Below are 13,250 nucleotides of genomic sequence, written 5' to 3' on the forward strand. Positions count from 1 at the left end.
TTATACTATATATTTTTGCTAATATAAATTCATATTTTACTTGGTGTATCTCTAAACTATTTACTTACTTTATAGTTACAAATAAAAAAAAGATAACCATGTTGATATATAACTTAGTCATCTTTTTTAGTTTGTCTTATATAAAACTACATGTTCAATTTCTTTTTTGCAAAATCAATTATCATACTTACTTCTTCTACTTTTAATATTACTATTAATACTCCGTATGTTAAAGCACCTATTCCTATAGATCCAAATAATGATATAGCTTTTTGTATTGTGCCAATTCCCAAAATACCTGATAACATGCTATATATAACATACGTTGTTATTCCCATTAAAATAGATGCTATTATTGATTTAATTGTAGTTCTTATTATTTTATCTTGCCCAAAATATCCAATCTTTTTCTTAAGACTTCTAAATAAAATCAATATACATATAATCGCTGATAAACTTGTAGCAAATGCTAATCCTGCATGACCCATAAATTTAACTAATATTAAGTTTAATATTATATTCATTCCCATAGCCATAGCTCCATTTATCATAGGAGTCTTTGTATCTTGTAATGAATAAAATACCTTACCCAATATATCTCTGAGTCCAAATCCAACCATTCCTATAGAATAAAATATCAATGCACTTGCGGTAGTTTTAGTAGCATTTGCATCAAATGCACCTCTTTCAAACAATAAACTCACTATCGGCGTAGCTAAAACCATAGCACCTACTGATATTGGAATAACTAAAAGTATTACACTGTTAACGCTCTTATACACAGTTTTTGTAAAGTTCTCTTTATTACTATCAGACGACATTTTTGATAGCACGGGGTATATAGCTGTTCCTATTGATGCTATAAACAATCCCATTACAAAAGAATTTAATCTGTTAGCATAATTTAAAGCTGAAATACTTCCTTCCAATAATGTAGATGCTAAAGTCCTATCTACCATTGTATTTATTTGGTTCACCGCAACTCCAATAAATACAGGGCCTACTAACCATATAACTTTTTTTATATAATCTTCCTTCAATCCAATTTCAAATTTATATTTATATCCATATCTACGAGCACTTGGAATTTGAAAAAACAGTCTACTTGCCATAGCAATTACAGTACCTATTGGTAATATATATATATTTATTTTAAGGCTCAGTATAATAACTATTATTATAATAATATTGAATGGAATTCCTACAAGTCCTGGAATCATAAAATTTTCTTTAGCTTGTAAAAAAGATGTTATTATACTACTGGTTCCCATGAACAATGCTCCAAATATCATAATTCTTGTGAATTCTACGGTTAACTTGAAAGTATAACCATCAAATCCCATCGCAAATATTTTTACTACTTGATCTGTAAATAGTAAAACTAATAATACCAGTGCACCACTTAAAATCAAGGTTATATTAAAAATGTTATTTACAAATTTATTGCTCTCTTTTATACTTTTATTGTTTTCATAATATAAAGGTATAAAGGTTGTAGCTAATGCAATTCCTATTAAGGAAAATAATGTTCCAGGTATATTCATAGCGACTATATATGCATCACTGTAAAATGTAGTCCCATAAATCCCCCCCAACACTAATTCTCTTGCAAAACCCAAAATTTTAGATATTATAGTTATTATCATTAACATCAATGTGGTTTTGGCTACTTTATTCATCTTATTCGCCTTTTATATAAAATTGGGAGCTTTATAAGAAGATATATTGCTATAAAATATATTGCATTTAATGGCATAGCTGCAAAGTATTTTTCTGCATTTAAGTAAGATACTAGAGGCATCATAAAAAACGCATTTAACACAGTCCATACACCTGCATCAATTTCATTTTTTGATTTATTATATAAAAAACCATGAAACATTCCTATTAACATATTGCATAATATAACTCCCATATATCCAAAGTCAGCTATAAAGTTTAGATTTGCAGTATATACATTAGTTCTAAATCCACCAGTTCCATATATAGTAGTACTTATTGTTCTTTGAGTTTCAAAATCAAACAATGGAATTATATTTAATGCTTTATATATTATCCTAAATGTCTGTTGCCCAAATAAATCACTTGTAAATGTCAAGTTTTTATACACATTATCAAATGCACCTATACCACCACTTAGATAAATAGCAATATTGTTTAGCCCTTCATTAGGATCTATTTTTCCTGCTAGTTTACCCGCTATAAAAAAATAAGAAAAAATGAGCCCTATACACAAAATTCCCATGATAAGATACTTAATTTCTAATCTTTTTTTATCTCTAACATTTTCATATTTATCGCTTTTCACTTGAATTTTATAGGATACAAACACAATAATTAGTGAGTATATTACAAGTATAGATCTTATACCTAAAATATATCCCATTATAAATACGGCTATGGATGGCATTAATAAAATACTAACTTTTTTACTCCATCCACTAGTCATGTATTCCTTGACTGCAAAGTATAAATATACTACACCTAACATACGACATACTAATATAATATATGTCCATACCCCTAAGTTCACAGCCCCATTAGATCTAGTTTCTCCTTTGTATATCATCAAGTTTCTAGTAAACTCTTGTATATTATCTGATCCTACTATATAATCACTACCAATACTTAAATACACTATAATAGTTATTAAAATTAATATAGTTGATAAAATTGCCTTGTTGGTTGATATATTTAATATCTTTTGTTCATACTTCTTATTTTGTAAATTTTTATTGTTTTTTAAATATAAATTTCCTCTATTTGATGTATTTGCTATCATCATTGTAAATGCAAAACCTAAGTCCACCCACATAATTGCAGTACTCAATATAAAAACTGTCATAGCTGAAATATTAATACCCCATTCTTTATGAAATATTAATAATCCTATGGACCCTAAAAATACTACACTTTTTAAAATAACTAATGGATGTAGCGTTTCTTTTAATATGATAATAGCTATTACTAGTTGAATAAATATTATTATAGTAAATAGTAATTCCATAGTAATTTTCCTTTATTATAAATTTTTTTTGTACCAATCTATCGTCAATTTTATTCCATCCTCAAAGCTATAACTTGGATTATAATTTAATAATTTTCTAGCATTTGATATATCTGCATTTGAATGTTTTATATCACCTTTTCTAGATGGTCCATATATAGGTTTTATATCTTTACATAATAGTTTATTTAAATTTTCATATAATTCATTTAGAGAAATTCTACCTCCATAGGCTATATTGTAAGCTTTTCCACAAGCTTCTTTTGGAGCTAAACAAGCTCTTAAATTAGCTTCTATTACATTATCTATATAAGTAAAATCTCTTGAATTCTCTCCATCTCCATTTATAGTAGGTGATTCATCGCTTAAAAGTAATTTAACAAACTTTGGAATAACTGCTGAGTAATAAGAGTTTGGATCTTGTTTCCTACCAAATACATTAAAGTACCTCATTCCAACAGTCTCTAATCCATATAAGTCAAAGTAATTTCTAGCGTATAGTTCATTAACTTTCTTTGTTATAGCATAAGGAGATAATAACTTGCCTTCTCTTCCTTCTACTTTAGGTAAATTAGGTTCATCTCCATAAACAGATGATGATGATGCATATACAAACCTCTTAACTGAATTATCTCTAGCAGCTGTCATCATGTTTAGAGTTCCTTTTATATTTATTTCTTCATATAATAAAGGCATTTCTATTGATCTAGGAACAGAACCCCAAGCTGCTTGATGCAATATATAATCTATATCTTTACAAATTTCCTGACATATTTGTATATCTCTTATATCGCCTTCTACAAACTCAAAGTTTTCATTTTCCATAAAATCTTTTATATTCTCTCTTTTTCCTATTGAAAAATTATCTAAAGCTCTTACAAAATAACCTTTATTTAATAGTGCTTCAATAATGTTGGAGCCGATAAATCCAGCTCCACCTGTTACTAAAAACTTAGTTCCTTTAGGAAATTGCACGTCTTGGTATCCCAACTTTATAACCTCCAGTATAAGTAATTCTTTAACTGAGCTTCTTTTTTATCAAATATACCTTTAACGTCAACCAAAACTAATTTATCTTCACTGTTTAATGATACAGGCTTTTCTTCATACAATTTTTTTATAGATTCTAAATTTAATTCCATATATTCCTTATGACCTACAGCCACTATAACTGCATCCATATTTTTTATATTTTCAAACTTAGTTAGCTCTATCCCATATTCTCTTTTTACCTCATTTTCATCTGCTATAGGATCAGCAACAAATACATCTATTCCGTATTCTTTTAATTCATTTATTATATCTATAACTTTAGAGTTTCTAACATCTGGACAATCCTCTTTAAATGTCATGCCTAAAATTGCTACTCTAGCTCCCTTTACTTGCTTATTAGCTTTTATTAGATTCTTAACTGTAGATTCTCCTACATATTTACCCATTCCATCATTTATTCTTCTTCCTGATAATATAACTTGTGAATGATATCCTATTTGTTCAGCCTTGTGTGTTAAATAGTAAGGGTCAACACCTATACAGTGCCCTCCAACCAATCCAGGATAAAATTTTAAGAAATTCCATTTAGTTCCTGATGCTTCCAAAACTGCTTTCGTATCTATTTCCATCTTATTAAAAATCATAGATAATTCATTTACAAAGGCTATATTGATATCTCTTTGAGAGTTTTCTATAACCTTAGCGGCTTCTGCTACTTTTATACTCTCCGCCCTATGAACCCCTGCATCTATAATTAATTCATATATACTAGCTATATTTTCTAAACTTTCTTCATCCATCCCAGATACTACTTTAGTTATATTTTCTAATCTATGAAGCTTATCTCCTGGGTTTATTCTTTCTGGAGAATACCCAACCTTGAAATCAACTCCACACTTCATGTTAGATTCTTCTTCTAATATAGGTATACATACCTCTTCAGTAACTCCAGGATATACAGTTGACTCATATACTACTATAGATCCCTTAGTTAAATTTCTTCCTAAAACTCTACTTGCTCCAATTATTGGTCTTAAATCTGGAGTTTTATCATCATTTATTGGAGTTGGAACTGCAATTATATGAAACTTAGCTTCTTTTAACTTATTTTCATCACTTGTCATTAAAGCTGTTGTTTCTTTTAAAGCTTTATTTCCTACCTCATTAGTAACATCAATTCCTTGTTTATATAGTTCTATTTTTTCTTTATTTACATCAAATCCTATTACATTTATTTTCTTAGCAAAAGCAATTGCTAATGGCATACCTACATATCCCAATCCAATTACTGATATATTTTCTTTTTTATCTTTTACTTTATGATACAATTCTAATGTCAATTTAAAATCCTCCTTTCAACTTATGATATATTATCATTAGTTGAAATAAATTTAGCGGGAACTCCGCCTACTATAATGTTGTTTTCTACATTTTTAGTTACTACAGATCCTGCAGCTACTAAACTTCCTTCGCCTATTGTTGTCCCACTTGTAATAACAACATGAGACGCACACCAAGTTCCTTTTTTTATATGAATAGGCTTACTTATTCCTTTGTTTTTTACAACTCCATTTTCAAATACATGATTTGTTGTAGCTAATACACTCATGGGTCCAATAATAACATTATCATCTAAGATAATTTTTCCCTTAGCATTTATATAAACATTGTGTGATATATAGCAGTTGTTTCCCACATGTAAATTTTCTGGATTATTTATGGTAACTCGGGGTGCGATTTGCAGTTTTTTACCGCTTGATCCTATAAATGGTTTAATTAAAAAACCTCTAATTAGGTTGGTATATAAATGATTTGGAAATAATGATGTAATTAAAAACACCATGTGTATTGGTATGTTTCTGAATATAAAGTTTAAATATATTGATAGCTTTTTATTTAATCTCATAATATTCTCCATTGCTTAAACTAAATTTATTCAATTCAATAAATCTGCAAATTCTTTAAACATTTTAAAAAATTCACTTCTTCTAGCTTCTAATTTATTATTTTCATATTCTTTTGCTTTTTTAAAATTTATAATTGCTAGTTCTTCTCTGTTCATATTTACATATTCAAAAGCATCTACAAATTCTTTATATGATTTTTTTGGATATATACTTTTATCTACAAGTAACTCAGGTATTCCTCCTGCATCACTTCCTATAGCTGGACACCCTCTATTTAATGCCTCAATTAATGACCTTGGCAACCCTTCTGTTAAACTAGGTTGAACATATATATCTATAGTGTCTAGCCAATCAAACACTTCACTATGTGTTAGTACTCCCATAAATTTAACATTTTCATAAGAATCATATTTTTTAGCTATATTTTTAAGGTAAGAATTATCTCCGCCTCCAACTAGCTGATACTCTATTTCATATCCTTTTTCCTTTAAAACTTTTATTGCTTTAATTACATTTTGTTGTCCTTTATATCTGGATCCTACCGTTGCACAGGTTCCTAAAACAACTTTTCTATTTAACTTTTCACCTTGTATTTTTTTCAATCTATTTTGTAATATATCTTTTTCATTTTTAGGTAGCATAACATTTGAACAAGATATGCTTTCACCTTTGGTTGGATATCTTTTTTGTAAAAATTCGTTAGTTACATAAACAACGTAAGGAGCTTCTTTAATTTCTTTTTTACACAGCATATACATAATTGGTGCTAAAAATTTACCGTATATACTATGATTCCATAAAGCATCAAATGGACACCCTACCATTTCAACTAAATAAGGTTTATTTAATTTTTTTATATATTTCAAAGACATTAACCCTATAAAACTAGGCAATCTTACTATTAAATATTCATTTTGTTTTATCTCTTCTTCTATCTGTTTTCTCACTTTTCTTTTTAATATATCTTTTATACTATTAAAAGTAATAAATGATATATTTTCACTTATCGTATCTGAAAATTTTACTTCATTTATATTTGCTTTAGTATGACAAGCCATAATTTTGATTTTCCCAAAGTGTTGAATATATCTGTCACAAAATTTATCATCAAATCCATATGAGCAAAAATACTCATCTTTAAACTTAGGAAATTTATGATCATGTATAAATAAAAGACTCATATTTTATAAACCTCTTTCTATCTATAACATTTGTGTAATTTGATTTATCTTATCAATATAGCTTTTTATTACTATATCTCTATCAAATTCTTTTTCTGCTTTAGTCCTACTATTTAAACCCATTTTTTTCTTTTCTTCAAAAGACAGATTTATAAATTTTTCCATATAGTTTTGTAAGCTTTTATAATCTTTAACTTTGCACAAATATCCATTGTATCCATCATCTACATTATCTTTACACCCATATGTGTCACAAGTTATCAATGGTCTTCCTATTGCTGCACCTTCTTGAAGTACTGTTCCTCTTCCTTCTCCATATGATGGTAATACTATACATGATGATTTTTTCATTATCGCTTGGATATCTGACCTATGACCTAAATAATTTATAACTTTTAACTTTTCATATTCCTTTAATTTATTTAGATATATATCTTCATCAATTGCTCCAACTACATCAAATTCTACATTTGAATATTTATCTTTTATATTTTTAGCACTTTCTAAAAACTCTTCTATTCCTTTATCTTTAATAACTCTAGCTATAAATGTAAATTTAATTTTTTCATTATTAGGGTATTCATTGAATTGAAATTCTTTAAGATTTACTCCTGATCCTGGAACAACACTTATCTGCTGTTGATTTGATAGTATCTTTATGTTTTTATAAAAATCTTGATTTTCTTTATTTAAGAAAAATATATGACATGCGTTTTTGAATGAAAATTTATTTAATTTTATTAATATTTTCTTTATCCATAAATCTCGTATAAATACACTACCTAACCCTGTAACTGTATGAATTACTTTTTGGTTTAAACTTCTACACGCTATTCCTCCATAAATATTAGGCTTTATAGTATAAGTAAGAACCAAGTCAGGTTTTATTTTCTTTATAATTTTTATATATTGAATCAATAACATTAAATCTTGTATAACATTCATACCTCTTCTGTTCATAGGAGTTTCTATAAAATTACATCCCATATCTTTAAACTTTTCAATTTTTTCTCCATATGGTAAAGCTATTGTTACATCATATCCAAGCCTTAACAATCGCTGAGGTAATTCTTTTCTAAAGTTATACAATCCTATATCATTGTTAGCTAAAATTAGAATTTTTTTCATAATACACTCCTTAAAACATTTGTGTAATTATATTTATTATTTTTTTTATATCCTCTTCGTTCATTTTTGTATCTGATGGTAAACATATGCCTCTATTAAATAAATCTTCTGACACACTTCCTACCTCTAAACAACTAAAAAATTTATATCTTCTAAAGAAAGGCTGCATATGCATTGGCTTCCATACTGGCCTACTTTCTATATTTTCTTTTTCTAAAGCCAATATTATATCTAATGGTTTAATTTCAGAGTTTGCACTTATTGTAGCTGCAGATAACCAGTAATTTGGCTTACCAAAGTTACATACATTTATCATTTGTATATTACATATATCTTTAAAAGCACTTTTATAAGTTTCATAAATCTCTTTTTTCTTTTCTATTCTTTCATCAAGAACTTTCATCTGCCCTATGCCGATTCCAGCAACAATATTGCTCATTCTGTAATTAAACCCTAATTCTTTATGCTCATAATGTCTCTCATTTTCTCTAGATTGAGTTGCCCAAAACAAAGCTTTTTTTATATATTCTTCATTATCTGAAACCATCATGCCACCACCAGAAGTAGTGATTATCTTGTTTCCATTAAATGAATATATACCTATATCACCTATAGTTCCACTTTGAGCTTTTTTGTAAGTTGCACCTAAAGACTCCGCCGCATCTTCTATAATAGGAACATTGTATTTATTACATATATCTTTTAACTTATCGTAATCTGCACTTTGTCCATACAAATTAACTACTATAACAGCCTTTGGCATTTTGTTATTTTTCTCTGCATCATCAAAAGCTTTTTGAAGTGCAATCGGACTCATGTTCCAAGATTCATATTCAGAATCTATAAACACAGGCTCTGCACCTTGATATATTATAGGATTTGCAGTAGCTGAAAAAGTTAATGTTGAACAAAATACAATATCTCCTTGTCCTACTCCTAAACACTTAAGTGCTAAATGTATTCCGCTAGTTCCACTAGCTAAGGCTGTAGCAGATCTTGAATTTGTATATTCACAAACTGCTTTTTCAAAGTTATTAACATTTGGTCCAAGTGGGGCAACCCAATTTGTATCAAATGCTTCATTTATATAATTTATCTCCTCTCCTCCCATATGAGGAGAAGATAGATATATCTTCTTTTCCATTTTTATAACCCCTATTGTTTTGGTTTTGCAGGACATCCAATTGCAACAACATTTGATTGTATATCATTTATAACTGTAGCTCCTGCGCCTATCATTGTTTTTGATCCTACACTTTTATATTGAATAATAGTTGAGTTTGCACCTATATGAGTTTCTTCTCCTATAGTCACTCCACCACATAATGTTGCTCCAGGTGATATATGGCAAAAATCACCTATTTTATTATCGTGCTCTATAATTGCTCCAGTGTTTATAATAACATGACTTCCAACTTCACTATTTGCATTTATTACAACTCTAGCCATTACAACAGTTCCTTCTTTTATAACTGAGCTTTTACTTATAATGGCACTTGGATGAATGGCTGTAAAATATTTTAAGTTTTTAAATTTACTATATATTTTCTTTCTTGTCTGATTATTGCCTATTGCTATTACATATTCAATATTTTTATCATTATAAAGCATTACATTTTCTATCTTATCAATTATCTTATATCCCATAAATTCTGATATTTTTTCATTATCATCTAATAATCCTTTGATTTTTAAATCATGTCCAGAATCTATCATAGCTTCGATAATTTCAATTATTACAGATGAATGACCTCCTGCACCTATAACAATAACTTCTTTCATACAATCACCTACTATCGATTACCTTTAAACTTGTCCATAGTTACGTGCCCATCTTTGCTTATGCCATCTCTTTTTAAAACCTTAAATATAGTTAAGAAAAGAATTCTTATATCAAGTAAGAGATTCACATTATCTACATACTCAACATCCATTTTAAATTTTTCATCCCAATCTAAATTATTTCTTCCATTAACCTGTGCCCATCCTGTCATTCCTGGTCTAACTTCATGTCTTCTAAATTGCTCTTTAGAATATAGATCTATATATTCAACAAGTAATGGTCTTGGTCCAACCAAACTCATATCTCCTTTTAACACATTTATAAGTTCTGGTAACTCATCTAAACTTGTGCTCCTAAGAAAATTTCCAAATGAAGTTACTCTTTCCTTATCAGATAGTGGCTCTCCAAACTTATCATGAGCTTCTAACATTGTCCTAAATTTTACTATTTTAAAGATCTTACCATCTTTTCCTACTCTATCTTGAGTAAAAAATATTGGAGAACCTAACTTAATTCTTATTAAAATAGCTATGATAATTAAAATAGGAGAAATTAATAATCCACCTAACGAAGAACCTAAAATATCAATAGCTCTTTTTATAAACTTCTGCATAAATTCTTTTCACCTCTTTTACATTTTGTTTGCTTCTTCAGGTGTAATATAAGTTGGAACTAACTCTCTCATAATAATATCAATTAGCTCTACTCTTTCTTTGTCTACTATAGCTTTTAAAAATTCCAAATTCATCTTACATTTTGCTACGTTAATACTGATTGGTTTTCCAATAAATATTTTTTCATGACTTGTATCAGTTAATCCTTCCTCACTCATAAGCAACTCTTCATATAACTTTTCTCCTGGTCTAAGTCCTGTAAACTCAATACATATATCAACGTCTGGTTCAAACCCACTAAGTTTTATTAAGTTTTTTGCTAAATCAACTATCTTAACGGGTTCTCCCATATCAAGTACAAATATCTCTCCACCTTTTGTCATTGCTCCTGCTTGTATAACAAGTTGCACAGCTTCTGGAATAGTCATAAAATACCTAGTGATTTCTGGGTGAGTTATAGTTATTGGTCCGCCTTCTTCAATTTGCTTTTTAAATAATGGAATAACACTTCCATTACTTCCTAAAACATTTCCAAATCTAACAGCTACAAACTCTGTTTCACTTTTTTCATTCATAGTTTGTATTATCATTTCTGCAGCTCTTTTTGTTGCTCCCATTATATTAGTTGGGTTAACAGCTTTGTCTGTAGATATAAGCACAAACCTTTTAACTTTGTATTTGTCTGCTAAAACTGCTAAATTCTTTGTTCCAAATATATTATTTTTTACAGCTTCACTTGGGTTTTTTTCCATAAGTGGAACATGTTTATGAGCAGCTGCATGAAATACTACATCCGGTTTATACTTCTTAAATATATCATCCATACGCTTTTCTTCTCTAATTGATGCTATTACTGTAATTAAATTTAGGCTCGTACCATATTTTCTTACTAATTCCTGTTGAATTGCGTATGCGTTATTTTCATAATTATCAAGTATTATAAGTTGTTTGGGGTTTAAGCTTGATACTTGTCTGCATAGTTCACTACCTATGCTTCCGCCTCCACCTGTAACTAATACTACTTTATTTTGTAAATATCCACTTATTTCACCTAGGTTTACTTTTACTTGATCTCTACCTAGTAAATCTTCAATTTGAACATCTCTAATTTTTTTTATATCTACTTTACCATCTATAATTTCAAATATACCTGGAATAGTTTTTAATTTACATTTTGTTTTCTTACAAACTTCTATAATATTCTTTTTATCTTTTCTGCTTATATTAGCTATAGCTATTATAATTTCATCAATATCATATTTAGTTACTATACTGTCTATATCTTTTACCATACCTATAATAGGCACATTATGCATTATTCTGCATTGTTTTTTTATATCATCATCTACTATTCCTATAGGCTTTTTTAAAAGTTTAGGATTGTTTTTAAGTTCTTGTATTACTATATCTCCTGCACTTCCTGCTCCTACAATAAGGACCTTAGATGGTTTTTCTTTTAATCTACTTCTTATTAAAACTCGCCTTCCTGTTCTGTAGGTAAGTCTTGCCCAACTGATTAACGAGGTTGTTATTATTAAATTTAGTATATAAAAAGTTTGTTGAAATTCTATGCCTATCAATAAATGTATTGAATAAGTTGTAATTATTGATAATATGCATGCAAATACTATTGCTATTAATTCTTCTTCTCCTGCATATCTCCATAGATTTCTATAACACTTGCAGATAGATAAAATCACTATACTTACAATAATAAAAGTTAAAATTTCATATAAACCTATATCTTGTAACTTATATTTAGAATATATTATCCAGTTAGAAATTAGAAAGGCTACTACTATACATACTATATCTGTTGCAATTAAAATTAGTTGCCTAATTTTGCACATAATTATCTAGAATAAACCCTGTTATTTTAGCTCTTTCTTTTTCTAAATTTTTATTGGTCATTTTTTTTGACACCTTCCTTAGGTCCTAGATATTCAAGTGAAAATACAATAAATAAGGATATCATGATTCCTAATATCGCTGATATCGCTATTATTGTTGCTTTGTTTGGTTTTATAGGTTTGTTTGGAACTACAGCTTTATCTATTACCTTAACATCATTAGCTTGTGTTATTCTTTTTACTTCTTGTTGAAATGCTGTTGGTATAGCATTAGCTATGTCTGTTGCTCTTTTTGGATTTGTATCTTGAACTGATACTGAAATGATTTGCGTTTTATTGATTGATGAGACGTTTACCTTGTCTGAAAGTTCTTCATATCCACATTTTAAATCTAGTGAATTTTCTACTTCATTTAATACTGATTTTGATTTTATTATTTCTCCATAAGTTACTGCTAATTTTTCAGAAACACTGAGCTGTTCACTTGTTACTATTTCAGCTCCAGGTTTTTTGTTAATATCTACTAAAAGAGTTGTATTTGCTTCATATACTGGATTTACTCCAAAGAAGCTTACACCTGCACTTACAAATATTGCTATGAATGTTATTAAAAAGATTATCCATGATCTTCTTTTTATAATTTGTAAGTATCCTTTTATGCCAATATTATCCTCCATATTTGACCTCCATTTACTTTATTTTACAATTTTATTGTTTATTCTACATATTTTTCTACCCTCTTTATCTTATTAAATTGATTTATTTTATGTGACTATTTTTTTCATTT

12 protein-coding genes are annotated in these 13,250 nt (G+C 28.3%); all 12 read right to left on the reverse strand.

The annotated features are described in order from the left end of the window. Positions 1-146: 146 nt before the first annotated feature. Genes murJ through GFJ41_RS12910 form a run of 12 tightly spaced genes read right to left on the reverse strand, consistent with a single transcriptional unit; the run spans position 147 to position 13,140 of the window. On the reverse strand, positions 147-1,679 hold the full coding sequence (murJ, locus tag GFJ41_RS12855; RefSeq protein WP_170075503.1) for a murein biosynthesis integral membrane protein MurJ: 1,533 nt from the start codon (positions 1,677-1,679) through the stop codon (positions 147-149). After that, positions 1,676-3,007, reverse strand: coding sequence for an O-antigen polymerase (locus GFJ41_RS12860; protein WP_170075504.1), 1,332 nt, complete (start codon positions 3,005-3,007; stop codon positions 1,676-1,678). Before GFJ41_RS12860 ends, murJ begins: the two co-directional genes overlap by 4 nt. A 15-nt stretch (positions 3,008-3,022) precedes the next feature. Next, positions 3,023-3,997 (reverse strand): SDR family oxidoreductase, encoded by a 975-nt coding sequence (locus GFJ41_RS12865; RefSeq protein ID WP_170075505.1) that lies wholly within the window; start codon positions 3,995-3,997, stop codon positions 3,023-3,025. 2 nt (positions 3,998-3,999) lie between these two features. Continuing rightward, positions 4,000-5,340: a nucleotide sugar dehydrogenase gene (locus tag GFJ41_RS12870; protein ID WP_226890259.1), complete on the reverse strand. Its 1,341-nt coding sequence runs from the start codon at positions 5,338-5,340 to the stop codon at positions 4,000-4,002. 20 nt (positions 5,341-5,360) lie between these two features. Further along, positions 5,361-5,906, reverse strand: a complete 546-nt coding sequence (locus GFJ41_RS12875) for an acyltransferase (protein WP_167402927.1) — start codon at positions 5,904-5,906, stop codon at positions 5,361-5,363. Positions 5,907-5,936: 30 nt separating this feature from the next. Then, positions 5,937-7,088: a glycosyltransferase gene (locus GFJ41_RS12880; RefSeq protein ID WP_170075506.1), complete on the reverse strand. Its 1,152-nt coding sequence runs from the start codon at positions 7,086-7,088 to the stop codon at positions 5,937-5,939. A gap of 21 nt (positions 7,089-7,109) precedes the next feature. Then, positions 7,110-8,216, reverse strand: coding sequence for a glycosyltransferase family 4 protein (locus GFJ41_RS12885; RefSeq protein WP_170075507.1), 1,107 nt, complete (start codon positions 8,214-8,216; stop codon positions 7,110-7,112). 10 nt (positions 8,217-8,226) lie between these two features. Further along, positions 8,227-9,360, reverse strand: coding sequence for a DegT/DnrJ/EryC1/StrS family aminotransferase (locus GFJ41_RS12890; RefSeq protein ID WP_170075508.1), 1,134 nt, complete (start codon positions 9,358-9,360; stop codon positions 8,227-8,229). Between the two features lie 11 nt (positions 9,361-9,371). Next, the gene (locus tag GFJ41_RS12895; protein ID WP_170075509.1) at positions 9,372-9,998 is read right to left on the reverse strand and encodes an acetyltransferase; all 627 of its coding nucleotides are present in this window, start codon (positions 9,996-9,998) and stop codon (positions 9,372-9,374) included. Positions 9,999-10,009: 11 nt separating this feature from the next. Continuing rightward, positions 10,010-10,612: a sugar transferase gene (locus GFJ41_RS12900; protein ID WP_170075510.1), complete on the reverse strand. Its 603-nt coding sequence runs from the start codon at positions 10,610-10,612 to the stop codon at positions 10,010-10,012. A gap of 18 nt (positions 10,613-10,630) precedes the next feature. After that, positions 10,631-12,463 carry a polysaccharide biosynthesis protein gene (locus GFJ41_RS12905; RefSeq protein ID WP_206001556.1) on the reverse strand — a complete coding sequence of 611 codons (1,833 nt, stop codon included), beginning with the start codon at positions 12,461-12,463 and terminating at the stop codon, positions 10,631-10,633. Between the two features lie 50 nt (positions 12,464-12,513). Next, complete coding sequence (locus GFJ41_RS12910; protein WP_170075511.1) at positions 12,514-13,140, reverse strand: YveK family protein; 627 nt, start codon at positions 13,138-13,140, stop codon at positions 12,514-12,516. Positions 13,141-13,250: the final 110 nt, after the last annotated feature.

This window comes from Paraclostridium dentum (assembly GCF_012922555.1).
Lineage (GTDB): Bacteria > Bacillota > Clostridia > Peptostreptococcales > Peptostreptococcaceae > Paraclostridium > Paraclostridium dentum.

Coding starts and splice junctions, on each gene's coding strand:
- murJ (WP_170075503.1), bottom strand. CDS start 1,679: ATGAATAAAGTAGCCAAAACCACATTGATGTTAATGATAATAACTATA.
- GFJ41_RS12860 (WP_170075504.1), bottom strand. CDS start 3,007: ATGGAATTACTATTTACTATAATAATATTTATTCAACTAGTAATAGCT.
- GFJ41_RS12875 (WP_167402927.1), bottom strand. CDS start 5,906: ATGAGATTAAATAAAAAGCTATCAATATATTTAAACTTTATATTCAGA.
- GFJ41_RS12880 (WP_170075506.1), bottom strand. CDS start 7,088: ATGAGTCTTTTATTTATACATGATCATAAATTTCCTAAGTTTAAAGAT.
- GFJ41_RS12885 (WP_170075507.1), bottom strand. CDS start 8,216: ATGAAAAAAATTCTAATTTTAGCTAACAATGATATAGGATTGTATAAC.
- GFJ41_RS12890 (WP_170075508.1), bottom strand. CDS start 9,360: ATGGAAAAGAAGATATATCTATCTTCTCCTCATATGGGAGGAGAGGAG.
- GFJ41_RS12895 (WP_170075509.1), bottom strand. CDS start 9,998: ATGAAAGAAGTTATTGTTATAGGTGCAGGAGGTCATTCATCTGTAATA.
- GFJ41_RS12900 (WP_170075510.1), bottom strand. CDS start 10,612: ATGCAGAAGTTTATAAAAAGAGCTATTGATATTTTAGGTTCTTCGTTA.
- GFJ41_RS12905 (WP_206001556.1), bottom strand. CDS start 12,463: ATGTGCAAAATTAGGCAACTAATTTTAATTGCAACAGATATAGTATGT.
- GFJ41_RS12910 (WP_170075511.1), bottom strand. CDS start 13,140: ATGGAGGATAATATTGGCATAAAAGGATACTTACAAATTATAAAAAGA.